17 protein-coding genes are annotated in these 16,125 nt (G+C 62.1%); 11 read left to right on the top strand and 6 right to left on the bottom strand.

Going from position 1 to position 16,125, the window contains the following annotated elements; genetic code table 11:
* The first annotated feature begins 49 nt into the window (after window positions 1–49).
* The 10 genes from PSH66_RS03905 to PSH66_RS03860 are packed head-to-tail and all read left to right on the top strand — an operon-like array spanning window position 50 to window position 8,721.
* Complete coding sequence (locus PSH66_RS03905) at window positions 50–1,009, top strand: DUF523 and DUF1722 domain-containing protein (RefSeq protein WP_305428401.1); 960 nt, start codon at window positions 50–52, stop codon at window positions 1,007–1,009.
* Window positions 1,010–1,012: 3 nt separating this feature from the next.
* The gene (locus tag PSH66_RS03900; protein WP_003171626.1) at window positions 1,013–1,942 is read left to right on the top strand and encodes a MerR family transcriptional regulator; all 930 of its coding nucleotides are present in this window, start codon (window positions 1,013–1,015) and stop codon (window positions 1,940–1,942) included.
* On the top strand, window positions 1,942–3,384 hold the full coding sequence (gene phrB, locus PSH66_RS03895; protein WP_305428400.1) for a deoxyribodipyrimidine photo-lyase: 1,443 nt from the start codon (window positions 1,942–1,944) through the stop codon (window positions 3,382–3,384). The genes PSH66_RS03900 and phrB overlap by 1 nt, the downstream gene beginning before the upstream one ends.
* A complete protein-coding gene (locus tag PSH66_RS03890) occupies window positions 3,377–3,802 on the top strand; it encodes a nuclear transport factor 2 family protein (protein ID WP_141064323.1) in 426 nt (141 codons plus the stop codon). Before phrB ends, PSH66_RS03890 begins: the two co-directional genes overlap by 8 nt.
* Window positions 3,799–4,581, top strand: coding sequence for an SDR family oxidoreductase (locus tag PSH66_RS03885; RefSeq protein ID WP_305428399.1), 783 nt, complete (start codon window positions 3,799–3,801; stop codon window positions 4,579–4,581). The genes PSH66_RS03890 and PSH66_RS03885 overlap by 4 nt, the downstream gene beginning before the upstream one ends.
* The gene (locus tag PSH66_RS03880; RefSeq protein WP_305428398.1) at window positions 4,578–5,825 is read left to right on the top strand and encodes an NAD(P)/FAD-dependent oxidoreductase; all 1,248 of its coding nucleotides are present in this window, start codon (window positions 4,578–4,580) and stop codon (window positions 5,823–5,825) included. Before PSH66_RS03885 ends, PSH66_RS03880 begins: the two co-directional genes overlap by 4 nt.
* The gene (locus PSH66_RS03875; RefSeq protein WP_003171618.1) at window positions 5,822–6,631 is read left to right on the top strand and encodes a DUF1365 domain-containing protein; all 810 of its coding nucleotides are present in this window, start codon (window positions 5,822–5,824) and stop codon (window positions 6,629–6,631) included. Before PSH66_RS03880 ends, PSH66_RS03875 begins: the two co-directional genes overlap by 4 nt.
* On the top strand, window positions 6,618–7,889 hold the full coding sequence (locus tag PSH66_RS03870; protein WP_141064320.1) for a cyclopropane-fatty-acyl-phospholipid synthase family protein: 1,272 nt from the start codon (window positions 6,618–6,620) through the stop codon (window positions 7,887–7,889). The genes PSH66_RS03875 and PSH66_RS03870 overlap by 14 nt, the downstream gene beginning before the upstream one ends.
* Complete coding sequence (locus PSH66_RS03865; protein ID WP_003171616.1) at window positions 7,882–8,361, top strand: DUF2878 domain-containing protein; 480 nt, start codon at window positions 7,882–7,884, stop codon at window positions 8,359–8,361. Before PSH66_RS03870 ends, PSH66_RS03865 begins: the two co-directional genes overlap by 8 nt.
* A gap of 54 nt (window positions 8,362–8,415) precedes the next feature.
* Window positions 8,416–8,721: a YkgJ family cysteine cluster protein gene (locus PSH66_RS03860; RefSeq protein WP_003171615.1), complete on the top strand. Its 306-nt coding sequence runs from the start codon at window positions 8,416–8,418 to the stop codon at window positions 8,719–8,721.
* A 136-nt stretch (window positions 8,722–8,857) separates the two neighbouring features.
* Here the strand turns inward: PSH66_RS03860 and PSH66_RS03855 are convergent, their stop codons facing one another.
* The 6 genes from PSH66_RS03855 to hemA all read right to left on the bottom strand — a co-directional run bounded on the left by PSH66_RS03855 (window position 8,858) and on the right by hemA (window position 14,215).
* Window positions 8,858–9,376 carry an acyloxyacyl hydrolase gene (locus PSH66_RS03855; protein WP_003171613.1) on the bottom strand — a complete coding sequence of 173 codons (519 nt, stop codon included), beginning with the start codon at window positions 9,374–9,376 and terminating at the stop codon, window positions 8,858–8,860.
* Between the two features lie 103 nt (window positions 9,377–9,479).
* Window positions 9,480–10,274: a glutamate racemase gene (gene murI / locus PSH66_RS03850; RefSeq protein WP_305428397.1), complete on the bottom strand. Its 795-nt coding sequence runs from the start codon at window positions 10,272–10,274 to the stop codon at window positions 9,480–9,482.
* Window positions 10,267–11,022: a molybdopterin-synthase adenylyltransferase MoeB gene (locus PSH66_RS03845; protein ID WP_141064318.1), complete on the bottom strand. Its 756-nt coding sequence runs from the start codon at window positions 11,020–11,022 to the stop codon at window positions 10,267–10,269. The genes murI and PSH66_RS03845 overlap by 8 nt, the downstream gene beginning before the upstream one ends.
* Entirely contained in the window at window positions 11,016–11,846 is an 831-nt protein-coding gene (gene prmC / locus PSH66_RS03840; RefSeq protein WP_141064317.1) for a peptide chain release factor N(5)-glutamine methyltransferase, read from the bottom strand. The genes PSH66_RS03845 and prmC overlap by 7 nt, the downstream gene beginning before the upstream one ends.
* Window positions 11,847–12,929: a peptide chain release factor 1 gene (prfA, locus tag PSH66_RS03835; protein WP_003171609.1), complete on the bottom strand. Its 1,083-nt coding sequence runs from the start codon at window positions 12,927–12,929 to the stop codon at window positions 11,847–11,849.
* A complete protein-coding gene (gene hemA, locus PSH66_RS03830) occupies window positions 12,926–14,215 on the bottom strand; it encodes a glutamyl-tRNA reductase (protein WP_003171608.1) in 1,290 nt (429 codons plus the stop codon). Before hemA ends, prfA begins: the two co-directional genes overlap by 4 nt.
* 183 nt (window positions 14,216–14,398) lie before the next feature.
* Between hemA and PSH66_RS03825 the strand changes: the two genes are divergently transcribed.
* Entirely contained in the window at window positions 14,399–16,123 is a 1,725-nt protein-coding gene (locus PSH66_RS03825; RefSeq protein WP_003171607.1) for a tetratricopeptide repeat protein, read from the top strand.
* Window positions 16,124–16,125: the final 2 nt, after the last annotated feature.

Below are 16,125 nucleotides of genomic sequence, written 5' to 3'. Positions count from 1 at the left end.
GTTGTACAGCCCCTTAAACCTGTACAGGAATTTTTGCAGAGGTTTGCCCATGTCCAGCACCGCAAAACCCAAGATCGGTATCAGCGCCTGCCTGCTGGGTGAGAATGTGCGGTTCAATGGCGGGCACAAACAATCGCTGTTGTGCAGCCAGACGCTCGTCGAGTATTTCGACTTCGTGCCACTGTGCCCCGAAGTCGCCATCGGCCTGGGCATCCCTCGCGAAACCATCCGCCTGGTGGGCGACCCCGTCCAACCGCAGGCGGTCGGCACCGTGCACCGTGAACTCAACGTCACCCAGCCGCTGGATGAATACGGCCAACAGATGGCACTTGAGCACACCGATCTGTGCGGTTACATCTTCATGCAGAAGTCGCCGTCGTGCGGCCTGGAGCGGGTCAAGGTCTACCGCGAAAACGGCGCCCCTGTGGATGGCGGTGGGCGTGGCATCTATGCCCAGGCGTTTTGCGCGCGCCACCCCAACCTGCCAGTGGAAGAAGACGGCCGGCTGAATGACCCGGTGCTGCGGGAAAATTTCCTCACTCGCGTGTTCGTGTATGCCAGCTGGCAACAGTTGCTGGCAGAAGGACTTACCCGTCACCGCCTGCTGGCCTTTCATTCCCGTTACAAATACCTGCTGATGGCCCACAGCCCGGCGCACTATAAAAGCCTCGGCCACGTATTGGGCGGCATGGACAAAAGCACCGACCTTGAAGCACTGGCCTCCTGCTACTTCAGCGACTTGATGACCGGCCTTACAAAGTGCGCCACACGCGGCACTCACACCAATGTGCTGCAACACATCAGCGGCTACCTCAAGCAAGCCATCAGCGCCGACGACAAGCAGGAAATGCAAACCGTGATCGGCCAGTACCGCCACGGTATCGTGCCGCTGGTGGTGCCGTTGACGCTGCTCAAGCATCACTTTCGCCAACACCCGGACCGCTACATCGCGCAGCAGGCGTACCTGCAGCCGCACCCGGAAAACCTCAGCCTGCGCAATGCGATCTAGACCATGAAGCCTGCCCCGCAAGACGAACCCGGCGAAGACATCGCCCAAGCCCTCCAGGATGGCTGGCTGCCGATCCGTGAAGTGGCGCGCCAGACCGGCGTCAACGCCGTGACCCTGCGCGCATGGGAACGCCGCTATGGCCTGGTCGTGCCGCAGCGCACGCCCAAGGGCCATCGGCTGTTCAGCGCCGAACATGTGCAACGTATCCATGCCATCCTCACCTGGCTCAACCGTGGCGTGCCGGTCAGCCAGGTCAGAGCCCTGATCGACTCGGCCCAGGCCAGCCCAGACGCCGTCGAAAATGAATGGCACGCGCTGCGCCAGACCTTGGTCACCGCCATCAGCGAACTGGCCGAGCGCCGGGTCGACGACGCCTTCAACCAGGCCATGGCGCTGTATCCGCCGCGCACCCTCTGCGAGCAACTGCTGCTGCCGTTGATCAACGAGCTTGAACAGCGTTGGCAAGGCCAGTTCGGAGCGCAAATGGAACGGGTGTTTTTCCTGTCCTGGCTGCGCAGCAAGTTCGGTGCGCGCATTTACCACAACAATCGCCAATTGCAGGGCACGCCATTGCTGCTGGTCAACCAGTCCGACCTGCCCCTGGAGCCGCACCTGTGGCTCAGCGCCTGGCTGGCCAGCAGCGCCGATTGCCCGGTGGAAGTCTTCGACTGGCCATTGCCCGCCGGCGAACTTGCCCTGGCGGTGGAGCACCTGCAACCGCGCGCGGTGCTGCTGTATTCGAGCAAGGCCCTGAACCTGCCGGCGTTGAACAAACTGCTGGGCGGCATCGACTGCCCAACCGTGCTGGTCGGGCCCGCGGTGTGCATCCACCAGACCGAGTTGGCCGTGTTAACCCATGACATCCCGCAATTGTTCGTCGCCGAAGATGCGTTGGCGGCCCACCAGCAACTGATCCAGCGTGGACTCCTGTAATGCATCTGATCTGGCTGCGCACCGACCTGCGCCTTCACGACAACACCGCCCTGGCCGCCGCGAGCCAGCGCGGCCCGGTAGCGGCCGTGTACCTGATCACGCCCGAGCAGTGGCGGGCCCATGACGATGCGCCGTGCAAAGTGGATTTCTGGCTGCGCAACCTGCAACGACTGAGCCTGGCCCTCGGCGAGTTGAACATTCCCCTGCTGATCCGCAGCGCTGCAACCTGGCAGCAGGTGCCCGCCGTAGTCAGCGAACTGTGCCGGGAACTGTCGGTGAAGTCGGTGCACGTCAACGAGGAATACGGCATCCACGAAAACCGTCGCGATGCGGCGGTAGCCCAGCAATTGGAAGCCTGCGGCGTGACTTTCCACCGCTATCTGGACCAACTGCTTTTCCAGCCGGGCAGCGTGCTGACCAAGACCGGCACCTATTTCCAGGTGTTCAGCCAGTTCCGCAAGGTCTGTTATTCGCGCCTGCACAGCGCCTTGCCGCGCATCGTGGCCACGCCCAAGGCCCAGCAAAAACTAGCCTTCAACAGTGACCCGGTACCGCAAACCGTCGACGGCTTCGAACCACCGAGCGACAGCCTGCGCGCGCTGTGGCCCGCAGGTGAAGACGAAGCCCGGCGGCGCCTGGACGCGTTTGCCGAGCAGCAGATCAGCTACTACAAAGACGAACGCGACTTCCCCGCCAAACCCGGCACCAGCCAGCTGTCGGCGTATCTCGCCGCCGGCGTGGTTTCGCCGCGCCAGTGCCTGCATGCCGCGCTGCAAAGCAACCAGGGTGAGTTCGAAAGCGGCGACATCGGCACTATCACCTGGATCAACGAACTGCTCTGGCGCGAGTTCTACAAACACATTCTGGTGGGCTACCCGCGGGTGTCGCGCCACCGTGCGTTCCGCCCCGAAACCGAGGCCGTGGCCTGGCGCCATGCGCCCAAGGACCTGGCGGCCTGGCAAGAAGCGCGCACCGGCCTGCCGATCATCGATGCCGCGATGCGCCAATTGCTGGAAACCGGCTGGATGCACAACCGCCTGCGCATGGTGGTGGCGATGTTCCTCACCAAGAACCTGCTGATCGACTGGCGCGAAGGCGAGCGCTTTTTCATGCGCCACCTGATCGACGGCGATCTGGCGGCCAACAACGGTGGCTGGCAGTGGAGTTCGTCCACCGGCACCGATTCGGCGCCGTACTTCCGGATTTTCAGCCCCTTGAGCCAATCGGAAAAATTCGACAGCGACGGCGTGTTCATCAAGCACTGGCTACCGGAGCTGGCCGCGTTGAATAAAAAGGACGTCCACAACCCCGAAGCGGTCGGCGGGCTGTTTGGCATGGCGGATTACCCGCGCGCCATCGTCGACTTGAAAAAATCCCGCGAGCGCGCATTGGCCGCCTTCCGCAGCCTGCCTTCACGCCAGGAGGTGGCCGAGCATGAGTGATTTCCTGCCGCGCTTCGCGCACACCTTCGCCACGCTGGACAAGCACAACCTGCGCCTGCTCGACAGCCTGTACAGCCGGGACATCGCGTTCACCGACCCGCTGCACGCGTTACACGGCCTGAACGCGCTGCACGGTTATTTCGAATCGTTGTACAGCAACGTCACACAGCTACGTTTCGATTTTCATGGCTTCGATCAGGTTGCCGAAGGCGAAGGCTACCTGCGCTGGAAAATGAGTTTTTGCCACCCACGCCTGGCCAACGGCCAAGTCATCCGGGTGGAGGGCTGCTCGCACCTGATGTGGCGCGACAACAAGGTGTACCACCATCGCGACTACTTCGATGCGGGCGCCCTGCTCTACGAACATTTGCCGGTATTGGGCCGGGTCGTCCGTTGGCTGAAAAGGAGAATGGGATGAACGCAACGTCGCCCCGCCGTTATTGGCTGACCGGCGCCAGCAGTGGCATCGGTGCCGCGCTGGCCGTGGAATTGCTCGACAGCGGTGCCCATGTGGCGCTGAGCTCGCGGTCGCGGGAGCCGCTTGAAGCCCTCGCCCAACGCTACCCCGGCCAAGTGCTGGTGGTAGCCGGCGACTTGACCAACAGCCAGACCGTGCGTGAAATCGGCGAGCAGATCCAGACCGCCTGGGGCGCGCTGGACACGGTGATCCTGAATGCCGGCACCTGCGAATACGTGGATGCGCGGCAGTTCGATGCCTCGATCATCGAGCATGTGGTGCGCACCAACCTGCTGGCCAGCAGTTATTGCATCGAAGCGGCGCTGCCGTTGTTACGCGCAGGGCTTACCCCGCATTTGGTGGGGGTCGCCAGCGCGGTGACCTACCTGCCGATGCCCCGCGCCGAAGCTTATGGCGCGTCCAAGGCCGGCCTGCGCTACCTGTTCGAATCCCTGCGCATCAGCCTGTCGCCGGAGAACATCGACGTCACCGTGATCAGCCCAGGCTTTGTCGACACCCCGCTGACCGAGCGCAATGATTTCCCGATGCCCCTGAGCTGGCCGGCCGACAAAGCCGCTCGGCACATCTTCGCCAAGCTGGAGAAACGTCCGCTGGAAATCGCCTTCCCCGCGATGTTCATCGCCACCCTGTGGCCGCTGTCGAAACTGCCCAACCGCGCCCAACTGATCATCGGCAAACGCATGCTGCGCAGCCCGCCGCCGAAGAAGGACGACCTGTGAAGATCGCCATCATCGGCAGCGGCATCGCCGGGCTTACCAGCGCCTATCTGCTTGATCGCCAGCACGACATCACGCTGTTTGAAGCGGGTGACCGCATCGGCGGGCATACCCATACGGTCAATGTCACGGTGGAAGGCAAAAGCTACGCGGTGGACACCGGTTTTATCGTGTTCAACGACTGGACCTACCCCAACTTTATCCGCCTGCTGGGGCAGATTGGCGTGCGATTCAAACCCACCGAGATGAGCTTTTCGGTGTGCGACGAAAGCACGCGGTTCGAGTACAACGGCAATAACCTCAACAGCCTGTTCGCCCAGCGGCGCAATATTCTGTCGCCAGGGTTCTGGGGCATGTTGCGCGACATTCTACGTTTTAACCGCGAGGCGCCAAGGGACTTGCAGGAGCAACGCATCAACGCCGAGATGACCCTGGGCGACTACCTCGCCGTCGGCGGTTACGGCGAGCGGTTTGTGCGGCATTACATCGTGCCGATGGGCGCGGCGATCTGGTCGATGTCCCTGGCGGACATGCTGGGTTTCCCGTTGCAGTTTTTTGTGCGTTTTTTCAAGAACCACGGTTTGCTGTCGGTGAACAACCGCCCGCAATGGTGCGTGATCGAAGGTGGCTCCTCCCGCTATATCGAGCCGCTGACACGCAGCTTTCGCCAGCATATCCGCCTCAATTGTCCCGTACACCGGGTGGAGCGCAACGCCGACGGCGTGATTATCCACAGCGCCGCCGGCACCGAGGCCTTCGACAAGGTGGTGTTCGCCTGCCATAGCGACCAGGCACTGGCGTTGCTCGTCGACCCGAGCCAGGCCGAACAGGAAATCCTCGGTGCCCTGCCCTACGCCGACAACGACGTGGTGCTGCACACCGACACCCGCCTGTTGCCCGACCGCAAACTGGCCTGGGCCAGCTGGAATTACCGACTGGGCAGCCATACGCAGACCCAGGCGGCCGTGACCTACGACATGAACATCCTGCAAGGCATCGACAGCGCCACCACGTTTTGCGTCAGCCTCAACCAGACGGCGATGATCAACCCGCTGAAAGTCCTGGCGCGCTATACCTACGCCCACCCGCAATACAGCCTGGCGGCGGTGGCCGCGCAAAGCCGTTGGGAAGAATTGGCCGGCGCACAACACACCTTTTATTGCGGCGCGTATTGGGCCAACGGTTTCCATGAAGACGGCGTAGTCAGCGCCTTGCGCGTGGCCCAGGCGTTTGGGGAAGCCCTGTGAACAGCGCCTTGTACAGCGGCTGGATCGCCCATCGTCGGTTTGCGCCCAAGGCTCACGCCTTTCGCTACCGCATCGGCCTGCTGTACCTGGATTTGAGCGAAGAAGACGCCGTGCTTGGGCTGTCCCCGCTGGCCGGACGCAGCCTGTTCGCGCCTTTCGGCTTTCGCCAGCAGGATTACCTGCGTGAATTGACGCGCCATGGCATGAGTTTGAGCGATGCCGTGCGCCAGGAAGTCGGCAAGGCCCTGGGCCATACACCCCAGGGCGTTATCTGCCTGCTGACCCAGGCCCGCAGTTGGGGCCTGGCTTTTAATCCGGTGAGTTTCTTCTACTGCTTCGAGGCCGATGGGCAACTGGCCGCGATCCTGTGTGAAGTGACCAACACCCCATGGCGCGAGCGCTACCACTATGTGCTGCCGGCCCAAGCCTCGGGCGCCGACGAGCACCAACACTTCGCCGTGGCCAAGGCTTTTCATGTGTCGCCATTTTTACCCCGCGACCTGGAATACCGCATGAGTTTCAGCCCGCCCGCTGCGCGACTTGGCGTGCACATGGCCGACTGGCAGGGCGATCTGAAAGTCTTCGACGCCACCCTGAGCCTGCAAAAAGAAGCATTGAATCGCGCCAGCCTGCATCGCTATTTGCGGCATTTCCCGTGGATGACCGCCAAGACCTGCCTGGCGATTTACTGGCAGGCCCTGCGTCTGCTGCTCAAGCGCACACCGATTTTTTCCCACCGGGCCGCCGATGGCGCCTCTCGCACAGCCGTCGGTTACACCAAGGATCGCCGCCATGAAATCCCCTAGCTTATCGGTCAAGGCCAACCGCCTGAACGTCAACAGTATGACCACCGCGCTGCTGCGCAAAGGTGTGCTGCGTCAACTCAGCCAATTGCGCCACGGGCAGTTGGTGGTGATCGAGGACGGCGAGCGGCAAGTTTTCGGCGCACGGGAAGCGCAGTTGCTGGGAGAAATCCAGATCGTCGATTCGGCAGTCTGGGGGCTGGTGGCGGCCAACGGTTCCATCGGCGCCGGCGAGGCGTTTATCCACGGGTACTGGAGCAGTCCGGATCTGACCGCCGTGGTCCGCGTGATGGTCAGCAACCTCGACGTACTCGACGCGTTGGAGGGTGGCCTGGCGCGCCTGGCTCGGCCACTCACCCAAGGGCTGCACTGGCTGAACCGCAACACGCGCAAGGGCTCGCAGAAAAACATCGCCGCCCACTACGACCTGGGCAACGACCTGTTCGAAGAATTCCTCGACCCGACGATGATGTATTCGGCCGCGCAATTCTTGAACGCCGACGACACCCTGGAACAAGCGCAACTGAACAAGCTGGAGCGCATCTGCCAGAAGCTCGCCCTCAAACCCACCGACCACCTGCTGGAAATCGGCACCGGCTGGGGCAGCATGGCGCTGTATGCGGCGCAGCATTACGGCTGCAAGGTCACCACCACGACCTTGTCCAAGGAGCAATTCGCCTACACCGAACGGCGCATCGAAGCCTTGGGCTTGCAGGGCAAGGTCACACTGTTGCTGCAGGACTATCGCGATCTGACCGGCCAGTACGACAAGCTGGTGTCCATCGAGATGATCGAAGCGGTGGGGCATCGCTTTCTGCCGACCTACTTCAAGCAATGCGCGCATCTGCTCAAGAGCGACGGCCTGATGCTGCTGCAGGCCATCACCATCCGTGAGCAACGCTTCGAACAGGCCAAAAACAACGTCGACTTCATCCAGCGCTATATCTTCCCCGGCGGCGCCCTGCCCAGTGTGCAGAACATGTTGAACATCGTCAGCCGCGACACCGACATGAACCTGCTGCACATGGAAGACTTCGGCCTGCACTACGCACGCACCCTGCGTCTGTGGCACGAGAACTTTCGCCGCGCCCACGGCCGCCTCGCCCAATTGGGCTACGACGAATACTTCCTGCGCTTGTGGGAGTTCTACCTGTGCTACTGCGAAGGCGGCTTCATGGAGCGCACCATTGGCACCGCGCAGTTATTGCTGGCCAAGCCCTCGGCGATCACCCCGCCGCTGCTGGGGCGTTTCAGTGCTTAAAACCCTGGCCAATGCCGCGCTGTTCCAGTGCGGCTGGTTTGCCTGTGTACTCGGCGGTGACAGCCCATGGCTGCTGGTCGCAGTGGCCGTGCTGATCATCCACCTGCTGTGGATAAGTTCGGCCGCCGAGGACGGTGTATTGATCATCGGCGTCACGCTGGCAGGCACGCTGTTGGATACGCTGCTACGCAGCCTGGGCGTCTTCCACTTCAGCGAACCGGGGCCGTTGATTCCTTTCTGGTTGATGTTGCTGTGGGCGTTGCTGGCGACCACGCTGCACCATTGTCTGGCCTGGAGCGCCAGGCCCTGGTGGCGCGCGGCGTTGTTGGGCGCTGTCGGCGGGCCGTTGTCCTATTACGCCGGGAGCCAGTTGGCTGGCGTAGAGTTCGGCTACGGGCTGGGGCCGACCATGGCCTTGCTGGCCGTGCTGTGGGCCGGGGTATTCGTCGGGCTTCATCGGCTGGCACGCTGACGTCCGTCAGAGCATTCATACGCATATCCCTGGCTTGCCTTACACTGCGCGCCTATGAACACCATACCCCACACCCAAATCACCGAACCCGCCGTCACCTGCTCAACGTGCGCGGCCTGCTGCTGCCAGCTGGAAGTGATGCTGATCACCGACACCGGCGTGCCGGAGCGCTATATCGACACGGATGATTGGGGCGGCGAAGTGATGCTGCGCCTGGACGACGGCTGGTGCGCGGCGCTGGATCGAGACACGATGATGTGCACGATTTATGAACGGCGGCCGCTGATTTGCCGGGAATTCGAGATGGGAGCGCCGGAGTGCCTGGACGAGCGCGAAGGAATCGCCACGGCCTACCGCTGATCTAAAGACTGATGAAGATCAAATGTGGGAGGGGGCTTGCTCCCGATATAGGTGTTTCAGCCAGCAATCCAGTGACTGAACCTCCGCTATCGGGAGCAAGCCCTCTCCCACAGGGGACCTGCAGTGTTCTGAGGAATTACAACGGCATGGTGTAGTGCAGCGAGTAGCTCTCTACGCCATCGTTGTTGCTGCTGATCCCGGCATTGGAGTAATGCGTGGCGCGAATGCCCACTTCATGTCCGCCAGTAAACCGCAGGCCGAAACCCAAGCGGTCTTCGAACTGGAAGGCCTGGCCGATGTTGTTGTCTTCCAGTTTGGTGCGGGAAAACACCGCCACCCCGATCCCGGCCTCGATGTAGGGTTTGACCGACTGCCCGGCAAACTCATATACAAAGACCGGCGAGAAGGACAGGCTGCTGGCGCCGGCCCGCTCGTCACCCTCCCAGTAGGTGTAGGCGCCGCTCCAATAGCCGGTCAAACGGCCCACGTCGCTCTGCCACCAGCTTTTATCCCAGTCTGAAGTCAAGCCAAGCCGGTACGTCATGGTGGAGTCGCTGGTGCTTCCCACGCCAAATTCCAGGCCGGCAGCCTGGGCCGAAACCGAGTGTCCCACCACGACGGCCGCAAACGCGGCCAAACAGAACAAGCGCTTCATAAGAAACAGTCCTTTGAAAACGGAAAAGGTGTGATTTTTTACAGGCAATCTCGCTATAGAAGCTGACTCACAACCAGAAGTTCAGCGAATTTTCACGAAATTTTCACGAGCCAAAGCTTCGCACAACTCCGGGATGTTTCCATAGTGTCGGTAGGATATTTCTGAGATGACACACATCCCCGCTGGTCCAGAACTGCGCAGGCGCTGGATTTGCGACGGCCAACAGGTCGCGCTCCCCCAGCAAACGCTTGAGTTGGCGGGCCACGGCGGCGCCGGTGTCGATGAGAGTGATGCTGGAGGGCAGCATTTGCGCCAGGAGCGGCTTGAGGAAGGGATAGTGGGTGCAACCGAGAATGATGGTGTCGCAGCCGGCGCTGAGCAGCGGGTCGATGTAACCCTGTAACAGCGTGCGCAAGGCAGGGTTGGTGAGGTCGCCGGTTTCAATCAATTCAACCAGGCCGGGGCACGGCTGGGTGATCACCCGCACATCGGTGGCGAAACGGTCGAGCAAGGCCGCGAACTTGGCGCTTTGCAGGGTGCCGGTGGTGGCCAGCACCCCAACGACGCCAGTGCGGGTGGCGGCGGCGGCGGGCTTGACGGCGGGTTCCATTCCAACCAGCGGCCAGTCGGGGAAATCCTGGCGCAGGTCGGCCACCGCCGCGACGGTCGCCGTGTTGCAGGCGATCACAAATGCCTTGGCGCCTTTTTCGCGGAAAAACTCGGCAACCCGCCGGGAGCGCTCAAGAATAAAGGCTGGGGTTTTCTCGCCGTAGGGGATATGCCCGCCATCGGCGACATACAACAGCGATTCGTGAGGCAGTAGCCGCTGGATTTCATCGAGCACCGACACACCGCCGACACCGGAATCGAACACACCGATCGGCGCGTCCTTAACCATGTGGCGTCCCGCAGACACTGCAGCCAGGGTCACGTTTGACGCGCAATTCGCGAAACCGCGTGGTCAAGGCATCGATCAGCAACAGGCGGCCCACCAGCGGTTCGCCGAAACCGGCCAGCAACTTCAAGGCCTCCAGCGCCTGCAGGCTACCCACCAGGCCCACCAACGGACCGACCACGCCGGCTTCGCTGCAGGTGAGTTCGGTGTCGCTGCCATGCCCATATAAACAGTGGTAGCACGGGCTATCGGCGCGGCGCGGGTCGAACACCGACAATTGCCCCTCAAGGCGAATCGCCGCGCCGCTGATCAACGGCTTGGCACCCGCAACACAGGCGGCGTTGACCGCTTCGCGGGTGGCGAAGTTGTCGCTGCAATCGAGCACCACGTCCACCGCCGCCACGGCCGCCGCCAGGGAGTCAGCATCCAGTGCACGGCGATGAGGAATCAGGCTGATATCAGGGTTGATCGCTGTCAGGCGGCGCATGGCCGAATCGACCTTGGTCTGCCCGACACTGTCGGTGTCATGGATGATCTGGCGTTGCAGGTTGGTCAGGTCGACGGTATCGAAGTCAGCCAAATGCAGCTCGCCCACGCCGGCGGCCGCCAGATACAGCGCCACTGGCGCGCCCAGGCCACCCAGGCCGACGATCAACGCGCGGGCCTTTTTCAGGCGCAACTGGCCGTCGATGTCGACATGCTGCAACAGTATCTGGCGGCTGTAGCGCAACAGCTCCTGATCGGTCAGCACGGGCGGCGTCCCAGGGTAATGCGTTCGTGACCGCCCAGGTCGATGCGGCTGTGAACATCCTCAAAACCTTGGGTCAGCAACAGGTCACGCACGGCCTCAGCCTGGTCATAACCGTGTTCGAGCAGCAACCAACCGCCGGCATTCAAGTGCGCCGGGGCCTCGTTGATGATCAAGCGCAGATCGTCCAGACCATCACGGCCTGCCACCAGCGCACTGGCCGGCTCGAAACGCACGTCGCCCGCCACCAGGTGCGGGTCGTTCTCGGCGATGTACGGCGGGTTGCTGATGATCAGGTCGTAGCGATGACCTTGCAGGGCGCTGAACCAATGGCTGTTCAGCACCATGGCGTTATGGAGGTGCAGGCGCTGGCGATTGCGTTCGGCCAAGGCCACGGCTTCGAGCACGCGATCGACGGCGGTGACGTGCCAGGCCGGGCGCTCGCTGGCCAAGGCCAGGGCGATGGCGCCGCTGCCGGTGCCCAGGTCGAGAACTCGAGTCGGCGTGGCCGGCAACAACTCCAGCGCGGCCTCCACCAGCAATTCGGTGTCCGGGCGCGGGATCAGCGTGTGCGGCGCGACCTCCAGGTCGAGTTTCCAGAAACCTTGCTGACCGAGAATGTAAGCCACCGGTTCACCGGCGCGACGGCGTTGCAGGTAGCCGGCGAAAGTCAGCGCGTCTTCACTGCTGACGATTTTTTCGGGCCAGGTGTGCAGATAGCTGCGCGACTTGCCCAGGGCAGCGGCCAGCAACAGTTCGGCATCCAGGCGCGCGGTGGGCGAGTCCGGCAGGTCCGCAGCGCGCAACAGACTGGCGATGATGGTCATTTATTCACCTATCGCTGCCAGTTGATCGGCCTGGTATTCGGCGAGCAACGGCTCGATGACCGCATCCACACCGCCGGCGAGAATTTCGTCGAGTGAGTACAGGGTCAGGTTGACCCGGTGGTCGGTGACCCGGCCCTGGGCGAAGTTGTAGGTACGAATACGCTCGGAACGATCGCCCGAGCCCACCAGCAATTTACGCTCGCTGGCAATCGCATTGGCGGCGGCGCTGGTCTGCTGGTCGTTGAGCTTGGCCGACAACCAGGACATGGCCCGCGCACGGTTCTTGTGCTGGGAACGCTCTTCCTGGCATTCCACCACGATGCCCGACGGCAAGTGGGTGATGCGGATCGCCGAGTCGGTCTTGTTGACGTGCTGACCACCGGCGCCCGACGAGCGGTAGGTGTCGACACGCAGGTCCGCCGGGTTGATCTCGATAGCTTCCTGCTCGTCCGGCTCGGGCAACACCGCCACGGTGCACGCCGAGGTGTGGATACGCCCTTGGGATTCGGTCGCCGGTACTCGCTGTACGCGGTGGGCGCCGGATTCGAACTTCAGCTTGCCGTAGACGTTCTCACCTTCGACCCGCGCGATGACTTCTTTATAGCCGCCATGCTCGCCTTCGTTCTCGGACAGGATCTCCACCCGCCAGCCACGCCGCTCGGCATAGCGCGAATACATGCGGAACAGATCGCCGGAAAAAATCGCCGCCTCGTCGCCACCGGTACCGGCGCGGATTTCGAGGAACACGTTGCGCCCGTCGTTGGGGTCCTTGGGCAACAGCATGCGTTGCAGGTCGCCTTCCAGCGCAATCAGCTTGTCCTTGGCTTCGCGGACTTCTTCCACGGCCATTTCACGCATGTCCGGGTCGCTGTCCTTGAGCAGCGCCTGGGCGCCTTCAAGGTCGGCGTGGGTTTTCAGCCATTGCCCGTAGGTGGTCACGACAGGCTCAACTTCCGCGTACTCCTTGGAATAGGCGCGGAACTTGGCCTGATCGGAGATGACTTCGCCGTCGCCAAGCAAGGCGGTCAGTTCTTCGAAACGGTCCTGGAGCACGTCCAGTTTATTGAGCAGTGACGCTTTCATTGCGGTTTTTTATCCGAAGAGCTTTCTGACGCGCCCTCACCGAGGGCAAAGAGTTCCTGGGCCATGGCCAGCGCATCGAGGCGGCCTTCGGCGGTAAGCTTTTTTAATTGTACGCTGGGCGCATGCAGCAGCTTGTTGGTGAGGCCACGGGCCAGTTGCATCAGCACTTCTTCGGCGCTGCTGCCGTTGGCCAGCAAGCGCTGGGCCTTGATCAGCTCCTCGTCACGCAGGCGTTCGCCCTGTTGACGATACGCCTTGAGCACATCCACCGCCGCCAGTTCACGCAGGCGCACCATGAAGTCTTCGGCGCCGGTACTGACCATCTCCTCGGCGGCCTGGGCAGCGCCCTGGCGGCTCTTGAGGTTTTCGGCGACCACTTCGTGCAAATCATCGACGCTATAGAGGTAAACGTCGTCCAACTCGCCGACTTCGGGCTCGATATCCCGCGGAACGGCGATATCCACCATAAAGATCGGTTTGTGTTTGCGCAGCTTCAACGCGCTTTCCACCGCGCCCTTGCCAAGGATAGGCAACTGGCTGGCGGTGGAGCTGATCACGATATCGCTGCGCACCAGTTCGGCCGGGATATCCGCCAGCAGCACGGCGTGGGCGCCAAACTGTTCGGCCAGGATGCTCGCGCGCTCCAGGGTGCGGTTGGCGACCACGATGCGCTTGACCCCCAGATCATGCAGATGGCGGGCAACCAGGGTGATGGTTTCACCGGCACCGATCAGCAAGGCCTGGCTGCGCTGCAAGTCGCTGAAAATCTGTTTGGCCAGGCTCACCGCGGCAAACGCCACGGACACCGGGTTTTCACCAATGGCAGTGTCAGTGCGCACCTGCTTGGCCGAATTGAACGTGGCCTGGAACAGGCGCCCCAACAGCGGGCCGACGGTACCGGCCTCGCGCGCTACGGCATAGGCGGATTTCATCTGGCCGAGGATCTGCGGCTCGCCAAGTACCAGCGAATCGAGACCGGCGGCCACACGCATCATGTGACGAACTGCCGCATCGTCTTCATGCACGTAAGCGCTCGCGCGCAGGTCATCGAGGCTCAAATGGTGGTAATCGGCCAGCCAACGCAGCACGACATCCGGCGAAAGATGTTCCTGCTCTATATAAAGCTCACTGCGATTGCAGGTTGAAAGGATCGCAGCTTCGCGGCTGTCGGTGAGCCGGCAGAGCTGCTGCAAGGCCTCAACCAACTGCTCTGGCGTAAACGCCACGCGCTCGCGCACGTCTACGGAGGCAGTCTTGTGGTTAATACCGAGTGCGAGGAAGGCCATTCAATATCGCTGATGATGTCGGGAAGCCGACAATTGTCCTACTTCGATAGATTCAGAACAACCACCGTCGTCTATTGTCCCTATACCTTGTGCCTATAAAAGGTATCCACTGAGTCTCGGTTATGTTTGGCCGAAGGCTTGTGTCATGATGATCCGACCGCAGGTTAGTCGTCCTCTTCCTATATGAATAGATCTTCCGCGTTGCTCCTTGCTTTTGTCTTTCTCAGCGGCTGCCAGGCCATGGCACCCGTGTCGCCGGACGGTACGCCGCCGGTAGAAGACAGCACCCCCGCCCCTGAAAAGCCCAAGGTTTACTCCTCGTTTACTGAAGAAACGGTGTTCAGCCTGCTGAGTGCGGAACTGGCCGGCCAGCGCAATCGCTTCGATATTGCGCTGGACAACTACGTGACCCAGGCCATCAACACCCAGGACCCGGGGATTTCCGAGCGGGCGTTTCGCATCGCCGAATACCTGGGCGCCGATCAGGCCGCGCTGGACACCTCGCTGATCTGGGCGAAGAACGCGCCGGACGATCTGGAAGCGCAGCGCGCGGCGGCCATTCAACTGGCGCGGGCCGGGCGTTACGACGACTCCATGGTTTATATGGAGAAGGTCCTGCAGGGCAAGGGCGACACGCATTTCGACTTCCTCGCGCTGTCGGCCGCCGACACCGACCAGGACACCCGCAACGGGCTGATGAAGAGTTTCGACCGCCTGCTGCAAAAGCATCCGAAGAACAGCCAGCTGATTTTCGGCAAGGCACTGCTGCTGCAACAGGATGACGAAGCCGAAGCAGCCCTGAAGCTGCTGGAGCAGAACCCGCCGGAAGAGGGCGAAGTTGCACCGATCCTGCTGCGCGCGCGCCTGCTGCAGAACCTCAATCGCGGCAAGGAAGCGATTCCGCTGCTGGAAAAAAGCATCAAGAAGTACCCGGACGACAAGCGCCTGCGCCTGACTTATGCGCGCATGCTGGTCGAACAGGACCGCATGGAGGATGCCAAAGTGCAGTTCGCCAATCTGGTCCAGCAGTACCCGGACGACGACGAACTGCGTTATTCCCTGGCGCTGGTGTGCCTGGAGGCCAAGGCCTGGGATGAGGCCAAGGGTTATCTGCAAGAGCTGATCGAACGCGAAAGCCATGTGGATTCGGCGCACCTGAACCTCGGCCGTATCGCCGAAGAGCGCAACGACCCGCAGGCCGCGCTGCTCGAATACGCTCAGGTCGGCCCCGGCAACGACTATCTGCCGGCCCAGTTGCGCCAGGCCGATATCCTGATGAGCAACGGCCGCACCGACGAGGCCGAAAAACGCCTGGCCGCGGCCCGCGACGCCGAGCCGGATTACGCAATCCAGTTGTACCTGATCCAGGCCGAAACCCTGTCGGCCAACAATCAGGGCGAGCGCGCCTGGAAACTGCTGCAGCAAGCCTTGCTGCAATTCCCCGACGATTTGAACCTGCTGTACACCCGCGCCATGCAGGCGGAAAAACGCAATGACCTGGCGCAGATGGAAAAAGACCTGCGCCTGATCATCAAGCGCGACCCGGACAACGCCATGGCGCTCAATGCCTTGGGCTATACCCTGTCCGACCGCACCACGCGCTATGACGAAGCCAAGGTGCTGATCGAACAGGCGCACAAGCTCAACCCCGAAGACCCGGCCGTGCTCGACAGCCTGGGCTGGGTGAATTACCGCCTGGGTAACCTGGATGAAGCGGAACGCTTGCTGCGCCAGGCGCTGGAACGCTTCCCCGACCAGGAGGTCGCCGCTCACCTGGGCGAAGTGCTGTGGGCCAATGGCAAGCAGCGCGAAGCACGCCAAATCTGGGAGAAGTTCCTCAAGGAACAACCCGAAAGCCCCATCCTGCGCGGCACCATCAAGCGCCTGACCGGTTCCGAGACTCTTTAAGC

This window comes from Pseudomonas sp. FP597 (assembly GCF_030687435.1).
GTDB lineage: Bacteria > Pseudomonadota > Gammaproteobacteria > Pseudomonadales > Pseudomonadaceae > Aquipseudomonas > Aquipseudomonas lactucae.
The sequence above is the reverse complement of the archived record's forward strand: the minus strand, read 5'-3'. Positions and strand labels throughout refer to the sequence as shown.